The sequence below is a fragment of the Novosphingobium sp. genome (assembly GCF_030699305.1).
GTDB lineage: Bacteria > Pseudomonadota > Alphaproteobacteria > Sphingomonadales > Sphingomonadaceae > Novosphingobium.
Window position 1 is genome coordinate 165,211 of the sequence record NZ_JAUYNB010000008.1, and the last position, 23,924, is coordinate 189,134.

The 23,924-nt window shown below is 67.0% G+C and carries 20 protein-coding genes; 4 read left to right on the top strand and 16 right to left on the bottom strand.

What is annotated here, in order from left to right:
- Window positions 1-58: 58 nt before the first annotated feature.
- The 16 genes from Q8Q53_RS02625 to Q8Q53_RS02700 form a co-directional block, all read right to left on the bottom strand.
- Window positions 59-1,168, bottom strand: a complete 1,110-nt coding sequence (locus tag Q8Q53_RS02625; protein WP_305700192.1) for an ABC transporter permease — start codon at window positions 1,166-1,168, stop codon at window positions 59-61.
- Window positions 1,165-2,298 carry an ABC transporter permease gene (locus tag Q8Q53_RS02630; RefSeq protein WP_305700193.1) on the bottom strand — a complete coding sequence of 378 codons (1,134 nt, stop codon included), beginning with the start codon at window positions 2,296-2,298 and terminating at the stop codon, window positions 1,165-1,167. Before Q8Q53_RS02630 ends, Q8Q53_RS02625 begins: the two co-directional genes overlap by 4 nt.
- The gene (locus tag Q8Q53_RS02635; protein WP_305700194.1) at window positions 2,295-4,016 is read right to left on the bottom strand and encodes an ATP-binding cassette domain-containing protein; all 1,722 of its coding nucleotides are present in this window, start codon (window positions 4,014-4,016) and stop codon (window positions 2,295-2,297) included. The genes Q8Q53_RS02630 and Q8Q53_RS02635 overlap by 4 nt, the downstream gene beginning before the upstream one ends.
- Window positions 4,017-4,025: 9 nt before the next feature.
- Window positions 4,026-5,048 (bottom strand): efflux RND transporter periplasmic adaptor subunit, encoded by a 1,023-nt coding sequence (locus Q8Q53_RS02640; protein WP_305700195.1) that lies wholly within the window; start codon window positions 5,046-5,048, stop codon window positions 4,026-4,028.
- 79 nt (window positions 5,049-5,127) lie between these two features.
- Entirely contained in the window at window positions 5,128-7,026 is a 1,899-nt protein-coding gene (locus Q8Q53_RS02645; RefSeq protein ID WP_305700196.1) for an XrtA/PEP-CTERM system amidotransferase, read from the bottom strand.
- Between the two features lie 12 nt (window positions 7,027-7,038).
- Complete coding sequence (gene xrtA / locus Q8Q53_RS02650; RefSeq protein WP_305700197.1) at window positions 7,039-8,601, bottom strand: exosortase A; 1,563 nt, start codon at window positions 8,599-8,601, stop codon at window positions 7,039-7,041.
- Window positions 8,591-9,832 carry a TIGR03087 family PEP-CTERM/XrtA system glycosyltransferase gene (locus Q8Q53_RS02655; protein WP_305700198.1) on the bottom strand — a complete coding sequence of 414 codons (1,242 nt, stop codon included), beginning with the start codon at window positions 9,830-9,832 and terminating at the stop codon, window positions 8,591-8,593. The genes xrtA and Q8Q53_RS02655 overlap by 11 nt, the downstream gene beginning before the upstream one ends.
- On the bottom strand, window positions 9,829-10,902 hold the full coding sequence (locus tag Q8Q53_RS02660; protein ID WP_305700199.1) for a FemAB family XrtA/PEP-CTERM system-associated protein: 1,074 nt from the start codon (window positions 10,900-10,902) through the stop codon (window positions 9,829-9,831). Before Q8Q53_RS02660 ends, Q8Q53_RS02655 begins: the two co-directional genes overlap by 4 nt.
- On the bottom strand, window positions 10,899-11,792 hold the full coding sequence (locus Q8Q53_RS02665; protein ID WP_305700200.1) for an XrtA system polysaccharide deacetylase: 894 nt from the start codon (window positions 11,790-11,792) through the stop codon (window positions 10,899-10,901). Before Q8Q53_RS02665 ends, Q8Q53_RS02660 begins: the two co-directional genes overlap by 4 nt.
- A 23-nt stretch (window positions 11,793-11,815) precedes the next feature.
- Entirely contained in the window at window positions 11,816-13,006 is a 1,191-nt protein-coding gene (locus Q8Q53_RS02670) for an XrtA/PEP-CTERM system-associated ATPase (protein ID WP_305700201.1), read from the bottom strand.
- Between the two features lie 38 nt (window positions 13,007-13,044).
- Window positions 13,045-14,754: a preprotein translocase subunit YajC gene (locus Q8Q53_RS02675; protein ID WP_305700202.1), complete on the bottom strand. Its 1,710-nt coding sequence runs from the start codon at window positions 14,752-14,754 to the stop codon at window positions 13,045-13,047.
- Window positions 14,755-14,756: 2 nt separating this feature from the next.
- Window positions 14,757-15,893 (bottom strand): AAA family ATPase, encoded by a 1,137-nt coding sequence (locus tag Q8Q53_RS02680; protein WP_305700203.1) that lies wholly within the window; start codon window positions 15,891-15,893, stop codon window positions 14,757-14,759.
- An 11-nt stretch (window positions 15,894-15,904) separates the two neighbouring features.
- Window positions 15,905-17,422, bottom strand: coding sequence for an XrtA system polysaccharide chain length determinant (locus Q8Q53_RS02685; protein ID WP_305700204.1), 1,518 nt, complete (start codon window positions 17,420-17,422; stop codon window positions 15,905-15,907).
- 25 nt (window positions 17,423-17,447) lie between these two features.
- A complete protein-coding gene (locus tag Q8Q53_RS02690; protein ID WP_305700205.1) occupies window positions 17,448-18,092 on the bottom strand; it encodes an XrtA/PEP-CTERM system exopolysaccharide export protein in 645 nt (214 codons plus the stop codon).
- Between the two features lie 184 nt (window positions 18,093-18,276).
- Window positions 18,277-19,503 (bottom strand): pyridoxal-dependent decarboxylase, exosortase A system-associated, encoded by a 1,227-nt coding sequence (locus Q8Q53_RS02695; RefSeq protein WP_305700206.1) that lies wholly within the window; start codon window positions 19,501-19,503, stop codon window positions 18,277-18,279.
- Window positions 19,500-21,017: an acyl-CoA ligase (AMP-forming), exosortase A system-associated gene (locus Q8Q53_RS02700; protein WP_305700207.1), complete on the bottom strand. Its 1,518-nt coding sequence runs from the start codon at window positions 21,015-21,017 to the stop codon at window positions 19,500-19,502. The genes Q8Q53_RS02695 and Q8Q53_RS02700 overlap by 4 nt, the downstream gene beginning before the upstream one ends.
- A gap of 70 nt (window positions 21,018-21,087) precedes the next feature.
- On the opposite strand from Q8Q53_RS02700, the gene Q8Q53_RS02705 reads away from it, so the two are divergent.
- Genes Q8Q53_RS02705 through Q8Q53_RS02720 form a run of 4 tightly spaced genes read left to right on the top strand, consistent with a single transcriptional unit; the run spans window position 21,088 to window position 23,844 of the window.
- Entirely contained in the window at window positions 21,088-22,065 is a 978-nt protein-coding gene (locus Q8Q53_RS02705; RefSeq protein WP_305700208.1) for a GNAT family N-acetyltransferase, read from the top strand.
- Window positions 22,066-22,097: 32 nt separating this feature from the next.
- On the top strand, window positions 22,098-22,358 hold the full coding sequence (locus Q8Q53_RS02710; RefSeq protein WP_305700209.1) for an acyl carrier protein: 261 nt from the start codon (window positions 22,098-22,100) through the stop codon (window positions 22,356-22,358).
- Window positions 22,355-23,035, top strand: coding sequence for a hypothetical protein (locus Q8Q53_RS02715; RefSeq protein ID WP_305700210.1), 681 nt, complete (start codon window positions 22,355-22,357; stop codon window positions 23,033-23,035). The genes Q8Q53_RS02710 and Q8Q53_RS02715 overlap by 4 nt, the downstream gene beginning before the upstream one ends.
- A complete protein-coding gene (locus Q8Q53_RS02720) occupies window positions 23,032-23,844 on the top strand; it encodes a hydrolase 1, exosortase A system-associated (protein ID WP_305700211.1) in 813 nt (270 codons plus the stop codon). The genes Q8Q53_RS02715 and Q8Q53_RS02720 overlap by 4 nt, the downstream gene beginning before the upstream one ends.
- Window positions 23,845-23,924: the final 80 nt, after the last annotated feature.

Genomic DNA, 23,924 nt, shown 5'->3' on the forward strand with positions numbered 1-23,924 from the left:
AGAGTCGCTTGGCAAAGGAAATCTTAACCTTTTTGCGCGGCATGAGTCCCATTTCCGGTCACTCACTGCGCAATCGCAACATGACATTGCCCGCGATCATCGCCGCCGCGGCGACCGCCAGCATCGGCCAGATATGCGGCCAGATCAATTCGCCCGGCAGCCCTTTCAGAAACAGCGCGTGGCAGATCGTCAGCATATGGCTGAGCGGATCGACCCGCGAAACCAGTTGCAGCCATTCCGGCATGCCATCGACCGGACTGGCATAGCCCGACAGCAGCATCATCGGCACAATCACCAGGAACCCGCCCAGAAACGCCTGCTGCTGGTTTTGCGACACGGTGGAGATCGCCAGGCCGATTCCCGTGATCGCCAGACTGAAACTGGCAATCGCCGCCAGCATCCACAGCAGCGAACCGTTGAACGGCACATCCGACACCAGCGGTATGATCAACACATACAGCCCGCCATTGAACAGCCCGACGCACAGCGCCGGGACGCATTTGCCCAGCAGGATTTCCCAGTGCCGCATCGGCAGGGCCATCAGTTCGTCATAGGTGCCGAACTCCCGCTCGCGGGCAATCGCCTGGACGGAAACCGACAGCACGATCACCGTGGTGATCAGCGTGATCATCCCCGGCAGCGTGAACCAGCGGTATTCAAGGTTCGGGTTCCACCAGTGCCGCGCGATCACTTCCGGTTCCGGGTGTGCGCTTTCCGGGCGGAGCATGGTGCCGGTGTCGTTGGCGATATCCGCGAGGTAACCGGCCACGATCTGCGCCGCGTTGATTCGCCGCCCATCCAGCAGCAGGCCCATTTCCGCCGTTTCGCGCCGGGCATATTGCGCCGACAGATTCGGCGGGATGACCAGCCCGGCAATCACTTCGCGCTGTTCGATCCCGTCCCGCAGGGCCGCCTCGCTCGGATAGAAATCGATCTGCCGGATGTTCCGGCTGCCCCCCAGCGCGGCGAGGAACTGTTCCGATGCGACGCCGTTGTCGCGGTTGACCACCCCGATATCGATATTGCGCACTTCCAGCGTGGTCGCGAAGCCGAACAGGATCAGCTGGACGATCGGCGAAATGACCAGCGTGGTCAGCACCCGCCGGTCGAGCAGCACGACTTTCAGTTCTTTCAGCGCCATCGCCTTGACGCGGACCCACCAGCTCATGCGATCCTCCGCGTGATCGCGCGGGTCACGCGCAGGAAGAAAAAGCCCCCGAACAGCAGCAGGATCGCGATGTTGGGCAGGAACAGCTTCCACACGTCCCCAACCAGAAACACGCTTTGCAGCGACGGGATCAGATAGCGCGCCGGGACGATGTAGGTCAGCCACTGGATTGCGGTCGGCATCGAATCGATCTCGAACAGAAAGCCGGACAGCAGCAGCGACGGCAGGAAGCCGGACAGCAGCGCGAACTGGGTGGAAACGAACTGGTTCTTCGTGCCGGCCGAAATCAGCAGCCCCTGCCCCAGCACCGCCGCCAGGAACGCCGAGGCAATCAGGAACAGCGCCAGCACGGAACCATGGAACGGCAGGCCGTACCCAAACACCGCCACAACCACGCAGAGCGCGGTCGAGGCCAGACCCAGCACGTAATAGGGAATGAGTTTGCTCAGCACGAGCGCGGGGATCGAAATCGGCGTGGCCAGCAAGCCTTCCATCGTGCCGCGTTCGTATTCGCGCGCCATGATCAGCGCGGTCAGCAGGCTGCCGATCATCGCCATCACGATCCCGATCGCGCCCGGCACCAGCATGTAGCGGCTCTCCAGACCCGGATTGTAGGTATAGCGCGGCAGGATCTTCAGCACCGGGGTAACCGGAATATCCAGCTCCCCGGCCTCCGCCTCGACCCATTCCTTCAGCGCGCCGCGTAAATGGCCGGTCAGGAACGTCGCGGTGTTGACCTGGCTGCCATCGGTGATCAGCTGCACGTCAAGTGGCTGCAACCGCACCAGCCCGGTTTCGAACCCGTCCGGGATGACCACGATCCCGCGCAGCGCGCCGGTTTGCATCCCGCGTTCCAGCGCGGCGACCGACGGGCCTTCCTCGATCCGGAAATAGGAATTGCGCGACAGGGTGTTGATGAACTCACGCGAGGCGCGGGTGTGATCCTGATCGACCACGCCGGTGCGGGTGCCGTGCACGTCCAGCGTCACCGCGCTGCCGAACAGGAACATCAGGATCAGCGGCATCAGCACGACCAGCCCGAAGGTTGACGGGTCCAGCCAGACTTGCGCCCATTCCTTGGCCCGGATCGCTCCGGCGCGGCGCCACAGCAGCGGATCGCGCGCGCTCATGCCGCCGCCCCGGCACTGGCGCGCTGGGCCATGATCAGGGCGATGAACGCATCTTCCAGCGTCGCCGCAGCGCCGCCCTGCCGGGCATGCCGCTTCAGTTCGGCCGGGGTGCCGTGGGCAATCGCCTCGGACTGGTTGACCAGCAGCAGCCGGTCGCAGTTCTCGGCCTCGTCCATGAAGTGCGTGGTCACCAGCACCGCCGTGCCGCGCGCGGCAATCGCGTTGATGTGGTGCCAGAACTCCCGCCGGATCAGCGGATCGACGCCCGATGTCGGCTCATCCAGAAACAGCACCGGCGGCGTATGCAGCACCGCTGCCCCCAGCGCGAGCCGCTGCTTGATCCCCAGCGGCAGCAGCCCGGTGCCGGTGGCAAAGTAGGGTTCCAGCCCCAGCGCCCCCACCACCCGCTCGATCGCCGCGCTCGCCGCGCTGCCGGCAAGTCCATAGGCCCCGGCCACGAACTTCAGGTTCGCGGCCACCGTCAGATCGCCGTAAAGCGAGAACTTCTGCGGCATATACCCCATTGCTTCGCGCGCTTCGGCCCGCGCGGTCAGCAGATCGCGCCCGGCGACCGTGCCGCGCCCGCTGCTGGGGGCAAGCAATCCGCACAGCATCCGGAAGGTGGTTGATTTGCCCGCACCATTGGGACCGAGCAGGCCAAAAATCTCGCCCGGTGCCACCGTAAAGGAGATGTCCTGCGCAGCCGTGAAATCGCCATACCGCCGGGTCAGGCCAACCGCGGCGATCGCCGCGCTGTTTTCCCCGCCGGTCCGCAGCGGAAACGCCTCGGCCAGCGCGCTGGGGGTCAGCACAGCGCCATCGTCCAGCGTTGCGGCAAAGCCTTCTTCGGCCGTGGCGGGAACGGGTTGCCAGTGGTCTCCGGCCGGAGCCGCCCCGGTCCGCGAAACCACCCGCAACCCCGCCCCGACGATGTTCGCGGTGATGACGCCGGGCAGCTCCAGCGTGGCTTGCAGGGTCTGCCGCCGCCCGGCATCCGACAGCGGCGCAAAATACACTTTCCCGCTGGCGCGCTGGGCCAGACCGGCCGGTGGTCCGGCATAGCGCACCTGCCCATCGTGCAGCAGCAGCACTTCGTCGCAGCGTTCGGCATCCTCAAGGATCGAGGTCGTCCAGACCACGCTCCGGCCCGGACCAGCCAGTTCCTGCGCCAGTTGCCAGATTTCCAGGCGCGACACCGGGTCCACCCCGACCGACGGTTCATCCAGCAGGATCAACGGCGGCGCAGCCACCACGGCGCAGGCCACGGCGAGCTTTTGCCGCATCCCCCCCGACAGCTTGCCCGATGGTCGATCGCGAAACGCACCCAGCCCGGTCAGGCGATAGAGCTGGTCCATCCGCTCCGGGCTGTCGCGCGGCTCCACCCCGCGCAGGCGGGCATAAAGTTCGAGGTTCTGGCGCACCGACAGTTCGGCATAGAGCGCGCCGGACTGTGGCATATAGCCCACCAGCCCCCGGTCGAGCGTGGCAACCGGGCCGCCCAGCACTTCGACCGTGCCGCTGTCCGGTTCGACCAGCCCGGCCATGATCCGCATCAGGGTCGTCTTGCCCCCGGCGTCGGGGCCGACCAGCCCCAGCAGCCGCCCCGGCGCCAGCGTCAGGCTGACTTCATCCAGCGCCTGCACCGGAGGCGCGCCGCGCCGTCCGCCCTTGAAGCGCTTCGACACGTTTTCCAGCCGGAGGAGCGGTGCCTCCGCCATGGCGCGCGCTCAATCCCGGCCGCTGGGGAAGATCACGGTCACCGGCTGGCCCTGTCGCAACTGTCCCTTGGGATCGTTGACCGTCAGTCGCACGCGATAGACCAGATCGGCGCGCAGTTGCTCGGTCTGCACGGTCTTGGGGGTGAACTCGGCCACTGCGGAGATGAACCCGATCCGCGCATCCCACTGCTGGTTGGTCCCATCGACCCGCACCTTGACCGACTGGCCGGGTTGCAGCTTTGGCAAGTCCGGTTCGGCGACATAGGCACGCACCCGCACGGGCTGGGTCAGCGCCAGCGTCATCACGGTCTGCCCCGGTTGGACAATTGCCCCCACTTCGCGCGCGCGGGTCAGCACCTGCCCCGGTTCGGCGGCCCGGATCACGGCGTCTTCCAGATCGGTGACCACGGCCTGCCGTTCAGCCTGGATCGCGCTGCGATTGGCCATACTGGCGACCTGCTCCTCGGTGCGGACGCCTTCGCGCGCCAGCGACAGCGCGGCGCGGGCGGCATCGACGCGGGCGCGGGCGGCATCGACCCCGGCTTCGGCGGTCTGCACTTCGGCCCGGCTGATGAAGCCCTTGCCGACCAGAGTCTGGCGGCGCTCCAGCTGGCGGCGCGCCTCGACCAGTGCGGCTTCGGCGCTGGCCAGCCCGGCCTGCGCTTCGGCAATCTGCTGCGGGCGAGATCCGTTGCTGTCCCGGCTGGCCAGCGCCGACGCCCCCGCCAGCCGCGCTTCGGACTGGGCGAGCTTGTCCTGCAACGGGCGGGTATCGAGTTCTGCGAGCACCTGTCCGGCCACGACCTTGTCGCCCTCGTCCACCAGCAACCGCTCGATCCGGCCGCCGACGCGGAAGCCCAGCTGGACCTCGCGGATTTCGACATTGCCATAGAGTTTCAGCGCGCCGTCATCCGCCCCCGCCCACCAGCCCAGCGCCTTGCCGCCGAAAAACAGCCCGATCACGATAACCAGCATGACGACGATCTTGCGCAGCTTGCTGCCCCTGCCGCTCGATTCGGCCTGCCCCCCCATGCTCTGCCCTCCCTCTGGCGTGTTCGTTCAAACACTTAGGCGCAGAAGCTAACCAAAGTCACCCATTGGTCAAGCGCCGTCAGGCCGCGATCCCCAGTCGCGACAGGGATCGGTCCAGCATGACCAGTTGCCACAGCAGCCGCGAATGGTCAGACCGGCCGGCAATATGCGCCTCGGCCAGTGCTGACAGCCGCCGTGTATCGAACCAGCCCGTCCGCGCCAGAGCCGCGCTGGAGCCGATGCCTCGGGCGGTTTCGGCCAGCGGCCCCCGAAACCATTGCGCAATCGGGGTGACGAAGCCCTGCTTCTGGCGATAGAGGATATCGTCAGGCAGATAGCGCTGCATCGTCTTCTTGAGCAGCCACTTGCCCTGCCCCCGCTTCAGTCGCAGGCTTTCGGGCAGGCTCGCGGCGAATTCTACCAGCCGGTGATCGAGCAGCGGCTCGCGCGCCTCCAGACTGACCGCCATGCTCGTCCGGTCGACCTTGGTCAGGATATCGCCGGGCAGCCAGAACTTGATGTCGGCATACTGCGCGCGGTCCAGCCCGGACCGGGCGGGTGCGGCGCGCATCAGGTCCTCGAACGGCTGTTCGGCCCGGTAATCGCCGCGCAGCCGCAGAAATTCAGGCGTATAGAGGCTGTCACGCAGTTCCGGCGGCAACACGCTGAGCGCGCGGGCATAACCGGCCTCGCTGCTGGCGGCGAGCGCGAGCAGCGTGGTCTTGGCGCGCAAGGGGCGCGGCGCCCAGTCGGCCTTGGGATAGATCGCCCCCAGCGCGCCGAACACCGGCCCGCGCAGGGCCTGCGGCAGGACCGAGCGCAACCGGTCCTCACCGTGCTGGAAGGCGTGGCGGCGGTAACCGGCGAACGCCTCGTCCGCTCCGTCGCCCGAAAGCGCCACGGTCACGGATTCGCGGGCCAGCTGGCACACCCGCCAGGTCGGCAGCGCCGAGGCATCGGCAAACGGTTCATCGAACATCGCCGCAAGGGTATCGACATGGTCGAAATCGTCGGGCGAAACGGTGCGGGCGCGGTGATCGGTGGCAAAGCGCCGCGCCACTTGCGCGGCGTAGTTGCTTTCATCCAGCGCGGCAACATCGAACCCGATTGAACAGGTCTTGACCGGATCGCCGCTGATTTCCGCCATCAGCGCAACCACGCTGGAACTGTCCACCCCGCCCGACAGGAACGCGCCCAGCGGGACGTCCGACACCATCCGCGATGACACCGCCTGCCGCAGCAGATGGAGCAATTCCGCTTCCAGATCAGCGGTCCGTCCGGTCCGGCGCGCCGCAAACGAGACGTCCCACCACTGGCTTGGTGCGGGCAGCGGCGCGCCGTGGCGCAGCAGCAGCGAATGCCCGGCAGGCAGCTTGTGAACGCCTTGCAGGATCGAGCGGTGATCGGGGACGTAACCCCACGTCAGGTAATCCTCCACCGCCAGCGGATCGACTTCGCGGCGCAGCAGCGGGTGTGCGGTCAGCCCTTTGAGTTCGGACGCAAACGCCACGCTGCCATCGCTGAGCGGGGCATAGAACAGCGGCTTCACGCCCATCCGGTCGCGCGCCAGGACCAGCGTGTGCTGATCGAGGTCATAGATCGCGAAGGCGAACATCCCGTGCAGGCGCGGCAGGCAATCCGGCCCCCAGCGCTGCCAGGCGGCCAGAATCACTTCGCTGTCACCATCGGTGTGGAACGTCGCGCCCGCGCCGCGCAGTTCCTCGCGCAGTTCGCGGAAATTGTAGATCTCGCCGTTGAACACCAGCATCGCGCGGCCATCGGTCGCGGCCATCGGCTGCGGTGATCCGGCGACGTCGATGATCGACAGGCGCAAGTGGCCCAGCCCCACGCCCGGCGCGGTCCAGGTGCCCTGCCCGTCCGGCCCACGATGGGCCATGGCCGCGCACATCCGCTCAAGCCGCGCAGGATCGACCGGCTTGGGCGTGGTCAGGTGAAAGATTCCGGCAATTCCGCACATGGCTGCAGGCGCTTAACGAAGCTGGGCGATGCGGTCCATCCATTCCCCCGGATCACCGGTGGACTGGCGGAACGAGGCCAGGGTGGCGGCGGCATCCTGATCGCCCGTCTGTTCGGCCGACACGATCAGCTGCATGGTCGGGGCGGCGCGCAGGCGCAGCCGGTCGGTGATATTCGCCAGCTTGAGCCGCGCGTTGCTGCCCGCCAGCAGATCGCCGGTGCGGTAATAGGTATGGGCCAGCCGGTTGACGTCCGTGCCCGCGCGCAGCCAATCGGTTTTTGCTCCGGCGGCGGGCGCTCCGGCGCTGTGCCAGACCCAGTCGCTGTCCGGCCGCAACGCCCCTTCACCGAACGCGCCGGCCTCCTTGCCGTCGGTCTGGTTGCCATAGAGCGCCAGGAACACGTCGACCGTGCGCCCGGTGCCATCGCGGTAACGCCCCAGCAGGCGGTGATCGGCACCGGCGGCGCGCGGTTCCCACCAGACGGAGGGCGCATAATCCACCCGCGTCCAGCCCGGCACCGGCGGCAGTTCGATTGCGGCGGGCAGCGGCGCGGCAATCGCCTCTGCTGCGCGCGCCCAGCCTTGGCCGCCCAGCGCCAGCCCCAGCACCGCAGCCAGCGCCAGCAACGGGGCAGAGCGCCGCGCGGCCAGCCGGCTGACCAGCGGATGGGCGGCAATCGCGGCGGCGTCGATCATCGGGTCGTCGATCGCGCGGTCGAAGTATTTCCAGCTGAGGCCCAGCACGGCCGCAATCACCACCGCGAAGAATACCCAGCCATAGATGATGTGATCGATCCCGGCGGCTTTCTCCACGCCCACGTATTGCGCGGCATAGATCGTCCCCCAGGCGCGGACCCCGTTGGCCAGGATCGGCGCGGCGATGCACAGCGCCATGAAGGCGGCGCGGCGGCGCCAGCTGCGGAAGCAGACGTTGCCGACCAGCACCCCGAGCGCGACCATCGCGATCAGGAACTTCACCCCCGAACAGGCCTCGGCGACGATGAACAGTCCGGCGGGGGTATCGATGAACACCCCTTCGATCCGGGCCGGGATGCCCGACAGCTGGACCAGCGCGATCGTGATGTCCGCCGTGATCATCTGGAGCGGCGGCACCAGTTCATCCCCGAACGGCACCAGAAACAGGCTATACCCCAGCGGAAAGGCCAGACCGGCACCGACCCGCGGCCCCAGCAGGACCAGCGCCGCCGCGGGTAACAACGCCACTGCCCCGGCCTGACGAAACAGGTTGAAACCGGCAAACGCCCCCGCCACCCAGACCAGCAGCGCCGCTCCGACCAGCACCAGCGCAGGCGACCAGGCCTGCGGCTCCAGCTTGCGCAATTCCGGCCAGCGCAGCCACACCAGCCAGCCCAGAATTGCCGGGATCAGCAGGATGTGATTGTAGGTGGAACTGTTCCACCACTGATCCACCATCGCCGCCCAATCCGCCGCGAACAGCGCGATCAGCAAAACCCAGGCCAGCGCCAGCCAGCCAAGCGGCTTGCGCCACGCCGGAGCGATGGAGAGGCCAGGCCAGCGGGGGGGTGCGGCGGCGGCGGTCAGGTCAGGCGGCATGGCGGGCGGCCCCACCCGGATAGCCGACCAGATCGGCCAGCGGAGCGAGCGTGGCCTGCCAGCTCAACTGCTCGACCACGAACCGGCGCGCTTCCAGCCCCAGCGTCCAGCCCTGCCGGGGGTGCGACAGCAGGGCCGACACGCGGTCGGCCAGATCGGCATCGCTGTCTGCCACAGCATAGTGCAGCCCGTCGGTTCCGCCGATTCCGGTTGCGGCAGCGCTGGTCAGCACGACCGGCAAGTTCATTGCCATCGCTTCCAGCACCTTGTTCTGCACCCCGCGCGCGATTTCCAGCGGCACGAGCGCGAGGTCCGCTGCGCTGAGCCAGGTGCGCATGTCATCCACCCCGCCCCAGACGTGGATACCGTCGCGGCCATCGCGGCTGACCAGTTCCTCGGCCGGGTTGCGGCCCACCACGTGGAAGGTTGCCTTGGGCAGCAGTTCGCGGACGCACGGCAGCAAGCGGTCCATCACCCGCAGTGCGGCGGTGATGTTGGGGGCATAGTCCATCTGCCCGCTGAAGATCAGGCGCGGCCCCTCGCAATCGAGCACCCGCGCTTCCGGACGGACGACGGCGGGATCGAAATAGCGGCTGTCGATGCCGTTGCGCAGCACCTGGATGTCGCAGCTCACCGCATCTTCGGGCGAGAGCCGCGCGCGGAACAGCGCGGCTTCTTCCGGCGAGATCAGCAGGCTTTGCGTCGCGCGCCGGGCCATGCGGGCCTCTTCCACGCGGAGCAACCGCGCCTCGCGCGCGTTGATCCAGCGGCGCGGGCCGGTGTCGCTGTCGGCATAGGCTTCGAACTTCGCGGAATCGACGTCCACGAAATCCATGATCACCCGGCCCTTGAAGTCTTCGGGGACATACTGGCCCATCTGCCCGGAAAAGACGTAGATCGTCCCGATCCGGTGGTTCTCCAGAACGTCCTCGACATAGCGGGCGATTTCCGTGCTGTGGAACGCGGGCAGGCTGACCGGCGCGCCTTGCAGCAGCGATTGCAGCCCGGCGACGATCAGCGGCTTGACCCGCCGCACCAGCCGGTAACTGCGGGCCATTGCCGCCAGTTCCACTTCCTCGGCCATGTCGCGCTCATCGTCGGCGAACGTCGCGATATGGATCGGGGCCAGCCCCGCCAGTCGCCGCAGGATGTGGTGCGAACGGATCTTGTCGCCCCGGTCCGGCGGGAACGGCATTCGGTGTGACAGGAACAGGATTTCGTTGTTGTTCATGCCAAACCCCTGGCGATATGCGGGCCAATCAGGTTGGCAACGGGCAGCGGCAGGCGCTTCCACAGGGCGATCCGCGCCGCATGCTTCGCACTGGTCGGATCGGCATCGCGCGCCTCTGCCCCCGGCGCGGTCCACGCAGCATAGCCCAGTGGCTGGGGCTCAAACCCCCAGTTCTTCTTGAAATCGAACGCACCGCTGCCGGTCTTGGACCGGCCGAAATCGAACCGGCTGCACCCGCGCCGCCGGGCGTGGAGCATCAGCTCGTAATACATCCGGTCATTGGCGCGCAGCCGCCGCGCGGCATAAGTGCCGCCGCCCCAATAGGGCATGACCGCGCCTTTGTGGTACAGCGAAAGCACGCTGGAAACCGGCGTCGTTCCGTCACTTACCGTCAGAATATCGGCATCTTCGCCAAACGCGTCCAGCACGGCACCAAACAGCGCCTGTGGGAACACGGGCGTACCAAGGTTGCGCACACTTTCAGCATAGACCGCATAATGCGCGGCGCGCTGGGCCGCATCGGTGCCGACCGTGACGGTCAGATCCCCGGCCAGCCCTTTGCGCACTTCGGCGCGCTGCTTGCGCGGGATCGCGGTCAGCTGGGCGTCATCATCGGCGGCAAGGTCAGTGACGAACCCGCAGTGCGAATCGTGGCGGATTTTCCAGCCATCCCGGCCCGCAGGCAGCATCCCGCCGCGCAGTTCGATCGCGGGGCAGGACCGGCGCAGCGCCAGTTCCTCCACCGCTGCCAACAGCGCGTCGGCATCGCCCGGATGATCCGCCAGCACACCGCCGTCAACGCCAAACCCGCTGGATACCAGCACCCGCCCGAACAGCGGTGAATGGACTTCCAGCAGCGGCAGATAGGCAGCGATTGCATCACGCCGTTCCAGCACCAGCGCCAGCGCGCGGTTCCGGGTCGCGCGGGCGACCGCGCGCAGCCAGGCGGGGCGGTGAAACGCGGTCCCGCCGGGGTGCTGGGCCACCAGCGCTTCCAGCCGCCGGGCCTCGCCCGGATCGGCCAGATCGATTTCGCGCACCGTCACGGCAGGCTGGAACGGGGCGTTCATGCCGCCAGTTCCGTGGCCAGCCGCGCCTCACGCAGCGCCAGCACGTCCATCCGCCCCCACGCGAATTCACGCACCAGCTGCTCCAGCTTTTCCGCCATCACATCAAGGTTGGTATAATGCCGCAGTTTCGAGCGCAGCGGCGCCCCGGGAACGCGCGGCTGGGCGGGGTCGATTTCCCACGGGTGGAAATAGAACACCGCCGGGCGCTGATCCTGCGTGTTGACCTGCCGGATCGCCCAGCGCGAAAAAGCATAGGGCAGCACGCGAAAGAACCCGCCCCCGCCCGCCGCCAGCCGCTTGCCCGCGAACTGCGCGGTGGTCACCGGGATTTCGATCAGGTCGGCCCATGGCAGGGGCCGGAACGCAAAGCGCGGCGCATCGCGCCAGCCATAGTGGTCATGCGTGATCGGCGCGACGCTGGAGCTGTAGGCATAGCCCTGCTCCGCCAGCACCGAATAGGCCCAGGGCGTGCGCGCATCGATCGAAAAGCTGGGCGCGCGATAACCGGTAACACGGGTGCCGGAGGCATCCTCCAGCACTTTGCGGGCGCGTTCGATGTCCGCCGCAAAGCTGGCCTTGTCCATCGTGAATACGCGGGCATGGTCCCAGCCGTGACTGGCCAGTTCATGCCCTTCGGCAACGATCCGGCGCAGCAGCGCGGGATGGCGCTGCGCCACCCAGCCGAGCGTGAAGAACGTGGCCTTCACCCCGGCATCGGCGAACATCAGCAGGATCGCATCGCAGTTGCGCTCCACCCGGTCGGACAGCGATTCCCAGCTGTCCCGGTCGATCACGCCTTCAAACGCGCCGACCTGGAACCAGTCCTCGACATCGACCGACAGGCCGTTGACAATCTGGCTTTTGACCACTTTGCTGGGGGGATGCGTCATGACGCGACCAATTGACTCCCGGTTCAGGCTGCTACGCGCGCGGCGTCATCGGCTTCGATCCACTCGATCAGCATGGTCAGGGTGTGGCGGATGGTCCGCTCCTGTTCCTGCGTCCTGGCCTCCAGCGCGGCGAACTTGGCTTCCATCGCCGCTATCGCACCGCTCTGATCGGGCGCGGCAGAGGAATCGCGATCATTGGCGAGTTCGATCACGGCCTGTTGCAGTTCGGCAATCTGGGCATCGCGCTCGGCCAGCAGGCCCAGCAACTGTTCCATCGCCACGGCATCGACCGGCGCTGGCGCAGGCGCGGCCAGGGCGGCAGCGGCGACGGGCTGCGGCATGACCGGGGCCGGGGCGGCAGCGGCCTGCGCTTTGCGCTCGATCCGCTTCAGTTGCAGCGTTCCGTCCAGTTCCAGCTCTTCCAGCACGCCGCTCAGCATCGCGCCGTCGATCCGGCTGCGCTGTTCGACCGCACCCAGCATCATCAGCCGGTTGCAGATCTGGTTGATCCGGCGCGGCACGCCGCCCGATGCTTCATAGAGTTCGGTAAACACGCGCTGATCGAACTGCGGATTGCCGGTCCAGCCGACGCACTTCAGGCGGTGTTCGATATAGGGCTGCACTTCGCCCAGTTCCATCGCCTCAAGGTGATGGGCAGCGATCACGCGCTGGCGCAGCTGTTCCAGCCGCGGGTGATCCTGGATCATGTCGCGAAACTCCGGCTGGCCCAGCAGCAGCGTTTGCAGCAGCGGGTGCGCGCCCAGCTGGAAGTTCGACAGCATCCGCAGTTCTTCCAGCGCGTCGAATTCCAGATTCTGGCTTTCGTCCACCACCAGCAGGCAGCGGCGGCCTGCACGGGCTTCATCGTGCAGGAACGCTTCGATCGCGCCAAGCGCGCTGGCCTTGTCATGCCCGTCGACGATCAGGCCGAACGCCTGCGCGACGACATGGACCAGTTCTTCGGCATCGAGCTTGCTCGTCACGATCTGCGCGGCGGTCAGGCGGGCGGGGTCGATGGTCGCCATCAGGTGCGCGACCAGCGTGGATTTGCCCGCGCCGACTTCACCGGTGATGACCACAAAGCCTTCGCCCTGGGCCAGGCCATAGGACAGATAGGACAGCGCCTTGCGGTGCGTCAGGCTTTCGAAATAGAACGTCGGGTCCGGCGTAAGCTGGAACGGGCGTCCGGTCAGGCCATAGAAATCATTGAACATTTTACGGTGCCTCCGACAGGCTCAAGCAGAAATCAGGTTCAGAACGAATACCGCACACCGACCAGCGCCTGGGCCGACCAGATATCGACCAGGTTATCGCGGGCCACACCATCGACGCCGACGGCCGCAGTGGCGGTCAGCTTGGTGGTGATGGAACGGTAATAGGCAGCGGTTGCACCCAGCCCGCGCGTATCGCCGGCCAGCGGATCGCCGGCCTGATACCAGTTGGCATAGGCGTTGGTGGTAAAGCTGGAATTGCGGTCGATCTGTCCGCTCAGGAACGCGGCGAGCCAGATGTTTTCGTCAATCACCCCGTTTGCGGCGGCCAGCGCCGTGCCGGGTGCGGCAATGAACTTGCGCTGGTCATAACCGGCACCGATCCCATAGGACAGCCGCCCTGCATTGATCGCCAGCGATCCGGATACCCCGCGTGAGCGGAACACGGCGGAACGAACCCCGCCCAGCGCACCGTTCAGGCACGTGCCCTGCCCGGCGGAAACCGCTTCCTCGGCCTGCACGCAGCCGCCGATGTTGCCGCTGAACGGATTGCGCACCGTTTCAAACTGGGTTGGCAGGTTGGCCAGCGCGTTGTTCAGCTGTCCGCCAAAGCCCGCCACCGTGTCATAGACCGAAATGTTCAGGCTGGTCCGCGCGCTGGGGGCATAGGCAAAGCTGCCGTAGTAAGTGGTCGAACCATACCGGCGGCCGACGTGTGCTTCCAGCGCGGTGCGGCGGCTGGGCCGCCACATAACGCCCGCATCCCAGGTCAGCCCTTCGGTCTGATAGGCCAGCACGCGCGGGGCGGAACTGTCGGTCACGAAGCGGCCATCGCTGCCCACCACCGGATCGCCGGTAATCGGATCACGCACCGCATCGCGGCTGGATACTTCAACCTTTTCCCAGCCCACGCCGCCGACCAGCGACAGGTCGTTGCCAATCGGCAGCGTCACGTCGCCGCGCACGTGCAGATCCTCGACCCGCTGGTCGAGGTTGGAAATATCTTCGCGGTTATAACCCGCGCCCACGCCCACGCCGACCGGCAGGTAATCACCCGGACGGGTGCCTGCGCGGATCGCGGCGCTGTGGACCACGCTTTCGTCAAACAGGTCGATCGCGGGCTGGCCGGCGGCCACGGGGATCGCATCGGGGGAATCGACCCGCGAATAGCCCAGCCGGTACGATCCGCTGACCTGCACGTCATCGACCGTGGTGCGCAGCGACGGTCCGGCATAGACCGAATATATCTGCGTCACCGAATCGCCAAAGTTCAGCCCGTTGTTCAGCGCCGCGCCGTTGTTCTCGATCGTATTGCGCGCGGCCAGTGCCCCGGCCTCGATCGACAGGGTGTTGGGGATGACGGCAGAGGAAAACCGCGCCAGACCGCTGATCGCATCGCTGTCCTGCGCGTTGTTGCCCCAGCCGAAGCGGCGCTCATAGCGGACCGAGACAGAGCCTTCGTTGTTCCGCCCCCGGATCGCGGCATCCACCCCGGCGGCGATGATCGAATAGGTCACGACCTCGTTGCCCGGTTGCAGTTCGGCAAACACCACCTGCTGCGCTTCGATATAGGGGGTCAGCTTGACGCGCGGGGTGCGGGTATTGCCCCCCGGCGCGGATGCATCCCCCGAAGCGTCGGCGCTCTCGCCCGATACATCGCCATAGGCCAGCGACTGCGCATGGCCGGTCTGCGGCAACAGCGCCAGCACGGCGGCCAGCGCGGTGAACCGCGAAATGAGGGGCGACGACATGGTCATCCTCCATATCCATAGTAAGAGCCAAAGCGGCGGCCGCTGGGGCTGAAGTGAACCGCATTGAGCAGCAGCTGAATGTTCGGGCAGGCCGACAACAGCGAAACGGCGTCTTCCAGCGCGCCCTGCCCGGTCTTGTCGGCGCGGGCGACGACCACGGCCTGGCCGACATACTTGGCCAGTTCCGCCGCCGGAGAAGCCGCCAGTGCGGGCGGCGAATCGAAAATGACGAAGCGGTTGGGCGCGCCCATCACCAGCCGGTCCAGCACATCGCGGGTCCGGGTGTTGGACAGCCATTCGCTGTCCGAAGTGGTGGCATTGCCCGCCGGCAGCACCCACAGCCCCGGAATATCGGTGCCGATCACGCAATCGGCCACGTCGATGTCCGGCTTGGCCAGTGCATCCATCAGGCCGGGTCCGCCGGGCAGGCCCAGCATCGACAGCACCGATGGCTTGGCGAAATCGGCATCGACCAGCAGCACTTCGCATTCCTTCTCGGCCGCGATCGCCAGCGCGAGATTGACCGAAGTATAGCTTTTGCCCTCGCCCGGATGGGGCGAGCAGATCAGCACGCGCTGGCTTTCATAGCCCATGCCCTGCTGGCGCAATTGCGAGGCGTTGAGCAGCAGCGTGCGCTTGACGATCCGGAACTCTTCCAACAGCCCGGTCACGCTGGCTTCGGGCACGATCAGCCCCTGGTCGCGCAAGTGCAGCCGCTTGACCGGGTGACGCGGGCCCTTGAACTGCACCGCCTGCGCGGCGGGCAGCGCGGCCTGCTCAGGCGCGGCCGAAACAGCCGGAACCGGTGCGGGCGCTTCGGCCAGCACTTCGGGCACGACCACTTCGGGCCGGTCCTGCGGCGCGGACGCGGGGGCAGCTGCGGCAGGCGACGGTTCGGCCACCGGCGTTACGTGCGCATCCTCAACCTCATGCGCGCGGCGATAGCGGCGGCGCTGCTTGGCCGGGGGGATCAGGTTTTCCGGGATCGGCGCCGGGGCGAGCTTGACCAGATCATAGTTGCGCACGACGCGCTCGATCAGGGTCGCGGTATCAGGCGTTCCGTCCGACTGGGTAGGCCCATCCGACTGGTTAGGCCCATCCGACTGGTTAGGCAGGGGGATCTTGGTGTGTTCGGTCATTGCAATATCCCTCAGGCCACCATGCTGACCTGGATGATCTCGACCACCAGCAGCAGGACGAAAACGCCGCCCAGGGCTGCCGAAGCGGCGTAGAACAGCTTCATCCGTTTCTTGCGCAGCTCGCGCCCGGCGTCGGTCAGCGTCGTGGTGATCGCGCCCAGCACCGGCAGGCCGATGGTGCGTTCCAGCTTGGCCGTGGTGGCAAAGGTTGAACGCAACTGGCCAATCGCAAAGGCCGCTGCCACCCCGGCGCCCAGCCCGACCATCAGCACGCCCAGCAACAGGATCGGGCGGTTCGGCGCGGCGGGTGAACGCGGAGTGGTCGGCGGATCGATCACCTGGAACTTCACCGCGTTGGCTTCGGTTTCCACTTCACCGCGCAGGCGCAGCTGCTCGCGGTCCTGCAGCAGCTTGTCATACTGTTGCTTCAGCACGTCATAATCGCGGTTGATCCGCTGCTGCTCTGCGGCAACCTGCGGGTTGGAAATCTGCTGGGTGGTAATCCGCGCAACGTCGGACTGCACCGCAGCGCGCCGCGCCATCAGCGACTGGACGTTGGCAGACCGTTCGGCCTTGATCGATTCCAGCGAAGAAAAGGCCGGGTTGGGCATCCCGCCCGCATCGCCTTGCGCCGCCGCCGGGCCGCGCAGTGCGTTGACCTGGTTCTTGGCCGCGATCACGTCCGGGTGGTTTTCGGTCAGGCCGCGCGCGCGCATGCCCGCCAGCACGGCCTGGGCTTCGGCCAGCGCGCCGCGCGCGCCGCCTGCCATCCCGCCGCTGGCCAGCGTGCGCGGCGTTCCGGCCAGCTGGCCGTTGATCGCCGCCAATGCGCTTTGTGCTGCTGCCAGATCGGCATCCAGCCCGCGCAGTTCCGCACGGCTCGATTCCAGCCGCTGCATCACCGACATCCCGCCTTGCGCGAGTTCCGGGTTCAGCGCCTCGAACGCCAGACGTTTCTGCTCGGCGGCTTCCAGCTCTTTCTGGCGCTGGGCCAGCTGCTGATCCATGAATTCCAGCGACTGCGACATTTCACCGCGATTGCCGGCCAGGTTTTCCTCGCGGAAGATGTCGATCATCTTCTGGACGATGTCCTGCGCCAGCTTGGCGTTGGCGGCATCGGAATTGCTGCTGTCGCCATATTGCGCGGTAATCTCGAACAGGTTTTCCTGAGTGCTTTCGACCTTGATCTTGCGTCCCAGCCCCAGGACCGCGCCCTCCATCTGCTTGGGGCTGGTCACTTCCTGCCCCAGGCTGGTGCCGCGAATCACCTTTTCCAGGTTGATCGCGCTGGTCAGCGTCTGCTGCACCCGCTCGATATCGCCCTTGCGGTTGCCGCGAATGCCGATCTGTTCGGCCAGCACGTCATCCAGCTTCACATAGATGCGCGCCTTGGATTCATACGTGTTCGGGACCATCGCCACGACCAGCCAGCCCAGCAGGCACACGCCCCAGGCCACGCCCAGCGCCAGCCAGCGGCGGTGCCAGACTGAATAGAGCGCCGAGCGGAGTTCGTCGTAAATGTTGTTCATCTGGTGCCCCGGCCCCGCCCCACGCTCAGAACGAGCTTTCGGGGATGATGATCACATCGCCCGGCATCAGCATCACGTTGGCCTTGCTGTCGCCCTTGCGCAGCAGGTCGGCCAGTTTGATCGCGTATTCCTTCTGGCTGCCGCTTTCCTTGTCGAACCGGATCAGCCGCGCGCGGTTGCCCGCCGCGTATTCGGACAGGCCGCCCACCGCGATCATCGCGTCGAGCAGCGTCATGTTGGCGCGGTAGGGGATCGACGCCGGCTTTTCGGTCGCGCCAACCACACGGACCTGCTGGCTGTAGGTGCCCGCGAACTTGTTCACGATCACCGACACCAGCGGTTCCTGGATGTACTGCGACAGTTGCAGCTTCAGGTCTTCGGCCAGCATCGAGGGCGTCTTGCCGACCGCAGGCATATCGGTGATCAGCGGCGTGGTGATGCGCCCGTCGGGGCGGACCTGCACTTGCGCGCCCAGTTCCGGGTTGCGCCAGACAAAGATCGTCAGCTCATCGAGCGGCCCGATCACGTATTCCTCGCCCGGGCCTTCCTGCATCGCCACGAACGTTGCGGGCGGCAGCTGCGGTCCGGCAGCAGTGCCCGCGCAGCCCCCCAGCGTCAGGCTGAGCATGGCGCTGCCGGCAAGCAGTCGGGAAAGGCGGTCGATCGGCATCGGGCGGTCCTTCAATCTTCGCCGCGCCGCCGCTGTGGGCATCAATCCCGCACGCAGGCCCGGCTATTCAGGCTCCGATATCGGGAAAAAGGGTGAATATTGCGTTAGCCTTGACCGTAGATTCCCCGATTCGCGCGGAAATCTTGCCCCCGGTCCCGAAACGGGACGGGCGGAATGCGATGGGTTAAACCAGCATTTCGGTGGCCGGACCCTGCCCCAGGAACATCGCCGGACTGGCGCTGGCACCATAAGCCCCGGCGCAGAACACCGCGACCAGATCGCCCACTTCAGCGCGCGGAAAGCCGCCCTTGTCGGCCAGCCGGTCGAGCGGGGTGCAGAGGCACCCGACGACCGAGGCTTCCTCTTCCACCGGTGCGCCAAACCGCGAGGCGATGGCGACCGGATAGTTGCGGCGCACCACCGTGCCGAAGTTGCCCGATGCGGCCAGCTGGTGATGCAGACCCCCGTCGGTGACCAGATAGACCTCGCCGTGGCTGACCTTGCGGTCGACGATCCGGGTCAGGTAAACCCCTGATTCGCCAACCAGATAACGCCCCATTTCCATGCAGAAATGGGTGTCCGCGAGCACTGCGGGCAGGTGTTCGAACCGCTCTGCCAGCGCGGCCCCGATCCGGGGCAAGTCCGCCGGAACATCGCCGGGGAAATAGGGGATGCCGATCCCGCCGCCCAGATTGCAGTGCGGCAGCGCCGCGCCGCTGTCTTCGGCCAGCTTTGCGGCCTGCTCCAGCGTCTGGCGCTGGGTATCGGCAATCGCCTCTGCATCGAGCGCCTGACTGCCCGCAAAGATGTGAAAGCCGCGCCACACCGCGCCGCTGGCGATGATCCGCCGGGCCAGCGCGGGCACCCGCTCTGCATCCACGCCGAACGGCTTGGCCCCGCCGCCCATCTTCATGCCGGACCCTTTGAGGTCGAAATCGGGATTGACCCGGATCGCCAGCCGGGGCGCAAGGCCCAGCCGCTCCCCGATGGCCAGTGCGCGGGCGGCTTCGCCTTCCGATTCCAGGTTCAGCGTGACCCCGGCGGCAATCGCCGCTTCCAGTTCGGCATCACGCTTGCCCGGCCCGGCAAAGCTGACCTTCCCCGGATCGATCCCGGCGGCTTGCAGCATCGCCAGTTCGCCCCCCGAAGCGATGTCAAATCCATCGATCAAGCCATTGAATAGCTGCAAGATTGGCCGATAGGGATTGGCCTTCATCGCATAGTTCAGCGCCAGCCGCTGCGGCATCGCCGCGCGCAGCTGCGCCACCCGTGCGCGGATCAGGTCGGCGCTGTACACGAACAGCGGGGTCGATCCCGCCTGCGCCACCAGATCGGATGCCTTGCGCCCGGCAATCGCCAGTTCGCCATCAATCGCGGTAAAACCGGGGGGAATGGGACCAAGCGGTTTCATGCCGTCAACTCCGCGTAAAGACCGGTCCGGTCAATCTTGCCGTTGGGCGAAATCGGCATCGCATCGCGCCAGTGAATGTGCTTGGGTTGCATGAAGTTCGGCAATTCCTGCATAAGGATACGCGGCAATTCTTCTGCTGCACCTGAAGCTGTGGGGGCCGCGCGCACGACCAGATGCACCGCCTGGCCCAGCCGCGCATCGGGAATGCCCAGCGCAACCGCTTCGGCGACGAGGCCGCTGGCCAGCGCCGCTTCCTCGATCTCGGCCGGGCTGATCCGGTTGCCCGCGCTCTTGATCATCGCATCGCGGCGTCCGACGAAATAGAGCAGCCCGTCCGCGTCGCGCCGCACCCGGTCGCCTGACCAAACCGCCATGCCGCCATAGCGCGAGGCGGCGGGCGCGGGCTTGTAGCGTTCGGCGGTGCGTTCCGGGTCTTGCCAGTATCCGTGGGCGACGAGCGGCCCGCAATGGACCAGTTCCCCCTCCTCGTCATCAGCGGCGATTTCGCCGCTGTCGGCAACGACGAGAATTTCGGCATGGGGAATGGCCTTGCCCATCGAGGTTGGATGGGTGTCGATCAGCGCGGGATCGAGGAAGGTGGAACGGAACGCTTCGGTCAGCCCATACATCGCGAACAGCCGCGCGTCCGGGAACAACGCCCGCAGCCGCCCCACAAGATCGGGCGTCAAGGCGCCGCCGCTGTTGGTCAGGCGGCGCAGTTTCGCGACCGTTTCAGTCGGCCAGTCCAACTCGGTCAGCTGCACCCACAGCGGCGGGACGGCGGCCAGCGTGGTCACGCCATGCCGCTCGATCGCCTTCACGACGTCACGCGGGGTCAGGTAATCCAGCGGCACGGCGCTGGCCCCGGCATACCAGTGCGAAAGCAGCTGGTTCTGGCCATAGTCGAACGACAGCGGCAGCACCGCCAGCGCGCGGTCGTCCGCCCCCAGCCCCAGATAGCTGGCGACGCTTTCGGCCCCCAGCCACATGTTCGCATGGCTGAGCATGACGCCTTTGGGCCGCCCGGTCGAACCGCTGGTATAGAGGATCGCGGCCAGCTCTTCAGGATCGGCCGAGGATGGCGGCAGGGGATCGGCGGCCAGCGCTGCCGTCATGGCATCGGCTTCGGCGATCACCGGGCAAGCCGCGTCACCATCCTCCAGCGTGGCCAGCCGTGCGGGCGTGCCGATCAGCAGCGCCGCGCCGCTATCGGCCAGGATATGCGCCACTTGCGCGCGTTTCAGCAGCGGATTGACCGGAACATGGACCAGCCCGGCCCGCGCCGCCGCCAGCGGCATCAGGCAGGTGAGCGCGCCCTTTGCCGCCCAGCTGGCCACCCGCGCGCCCGGTTCAGGCACTTGCCCCGCCAGCCAGCCCGCCAGCCGAGCGACACGATCCCTTAAGTCCTTGTAGTTAAGAGTGCCCTCGCGCAGCACGAGTGCGGGGGCTTCATCCGCCCCGGTCAGGGCCAGATGGTCAAGCGGCCGGATCGCGGTCTCAGGCTCTGCACGCACGTTTGGACTAACTCCTGGGGTGGGAAATTCGCGTTTGGTTGCCGTCGACTATCACGATGATCTTAAAGAAGTGCAAGGAGACGCAGCCCTGGCCGCGTTGCTCTCTGCCCCGAATGCGGCTGCGCCGTTCGACCGGCTGGAATGGTGGCGCGGTCTGGTGGAGGAATGCGGTTACTTTCCGGTGATCGCGGTCGCCCGTGATGGCGATGCCCGCGCCGCGCTGGCCTTTTACCGGGCGGGGCGGCGGATGGAGGCGCTGGCCAACTGGTATTCGTTCCGGGTTGCGCCGATCGTTTCACCGGAGGCGGACCGGTTGGCGCTGCTGACCGAACTCGCCGCCGATCTGGCCGGGCAGGCCCCGCATATCATCATGGCCCCCCTGCCGGACGAAAACGGCGAAACCACCGAACTGGTGGCGGCATTCCGCCGCGCCGGATGGATGGCGTTTGCCGAGCAATGTGACGTCAACCACGTGCTCAACGTGGGCGGGCGCAGCTACGGCGAATACCTCGCGTCCCGGCCCGGGCAGCTGCGCACCACGCTGAAGCGCAAGGCGGCGAAAGTGGCCGTGACGATCGAAACCGCCTTCAACCCGGACAGCTGGGCTGCCTATGAAACGATCTATGCCAGCAGCTGGAAGCCCGAAGAGGGCAACCCCGCCTTCCTGCGCCGCTTTGCGCAGGAGGAGGGCGCGGCGGGCCGTCTGCGGCTGGGGATTGCCCGCGCCGACGGCGTGCCGGTGGCCGCGCAGTTCTGGACCGTTGAGCAGGGCACCGCGTTCATCCACAAGCTTGCCCATACCGAGGAATCAAAGCCGCTGTCGCCCGGCACCACGCTCAGCGCCGCGCTGTTCGAACAGGTGATCGACCGCGACGGCGTCCACCTCGTGGACTTCGGCACCGGCGACGATGGCTACAAGCGCGACTGGATGGAGGAGGTTCGCCCGCGGTACCGGCTGGAAGTGGTCCGGCCGCTCTGGCCCGGAAACTGGCCGATCATTATCCGCCAGTGCTTGCGCAAGCTTGCCCCCCGCCCCCCGCGGGGCTAGGGCCTGACCCGTCAAATTGACCAGAGGATACGATGCGTTCCGAAACCGATACCCTGCTGCGCAAGATCCTGTCTGATGTGCTGGGCCTGAAGCCCGGACAGGCGGACGCGTTCGACGCCGATACCGGTCTGTTCGGCCATCTGCCCGAACTGGATTCCATGGCCGTCGCCGGCCTGTTGACCGAGATGGAAGACCGGCTCGACATCGTGATCGAGGATGACGAGATCGACGGCGAACTGCTTGAAACCTATGGCGCTTTGCTGGATTTTGCCGAGGCAAAGCGCACGGCGTGAAAGCCGCCAGCTATCCCTGCCCCTTGCCGCACTGCGGCAGCTCCAGCGAATACGCGCTGACGTTCGATACCGGGCGGACGCGCCGCATCCTGCTGATCCCGGCGCTGCTGGACGAGGCTAACCGGATGCGGCGGTTCAGCGTGGAAGTGATGCGGCGGCTGGACGGTGCGGGGTTCGATTGCTTCCTGCCCGATCTGCCGGGCACCAATGAAAGCACGGTCGATCTGGCCAGCGTGACCCCATCCGACTGGCACTGCGCCATGGCGGCAGCGGCCAATGGCTTTGGCGCGACCCATGTCCTCGCACTGCGCGGCGGTGGGCTGTTCTGGCCCGAAGGCCTGCCCGGCTGGCATTACGGCGCCGTCAAGGGCGCCAGCCTGCTGCGCACCCTGCTGCGCGCCCGCGTGATCGCCGCGCGAGAGGCGGGGCGTGAGGAAACCGCCGATGCGTTGCTGGCGCAGGCGAACGAGCGCGGGATCGAACTGGCGGGCTATCCGCTGTCGGCGGCGATGGTGCGCGAATTGTCCGCGCTCGTCCCCACCCCGCGTCCAGGCGTGCAGGTGATCGATCAGCAGCTACTGGGCGGCAGCCCGCTGTGGCTGCGCGCCGAACCGGACGAGGATGGGGCGCAGGCCGATGCACTCGCCGCCGTGATCGCGATGGCGCTGAACGCATGACCCGGCGGCATTTCACCTTCAGCTGCAAGGGCACGATCCTGGCCGGAAGCGTCGATCTGGCCCCGGCGACCACCGGGCTGCTGATCGTCAGCGGCGGAAACGAAGTGCGCTCCGGCCCCTGGCAAAGCCAGGCCCTGCTGGCTGAGCGGATCGCCGCGGCGGGCTTCCCGGTGCTGCGGTTCGACCGGCGCGGGGTGGGTGACAGCGCGGGCGAAAACGCCGGATTTACCGGCAGCGCCGACGATATTGCCGCCGCCATCCGGGCGTTCCGGTACCACGTGCCGACGCTGAAGCGGGTGATCGCATTCGGCAATTGCGACGCGGCCAGCGCGCTGATGCTGGCGGGCGGCGCGGGCGTGGATGCGCTGGTGCTGGCCAACCCCTGGACGTTCGAGCCGGAACCGGCGGCGACCGAAGATGCCCCGGCAGAGCCTGAACCGACCCCGATGCCGCCGTCCGTGCTGCGCCGCCACTACCTGAAGCGGCTGACCGATCCGCGCGCCGTCTGGCGGCTGCTGACCGGCAAGGTTGCGGTCGGGCAACTGGCGGGCAGTCTGGCCCAGGCCGCAAAAGTGGACGCCGCGCCCACCTCGCTCGCCCGGCAGATGGCGGACGGGGTTGCCGAATTTCCCGGCCCGGTCACGATCCTGCTGGCCGACCGCGACCGCACTGCGCAGACGTTTCGCGCCAACTGGGACAAATCGGACCCGCGCCTGCGCACTTGCCCGGACGCGACCCACAGCTTTGTCGAACCGCAAGCGCGGATCTGGTTGCAGGGGCAGTTGCTGGCGGCGCTCAGAGCTTCCTGACCCCACTTCTCCCCCCAACTTCTCCGTTCGTGTCGAGCGTAGTCGAGACACAAGGCGCAAGTGTCTCGACTACGCTCGAC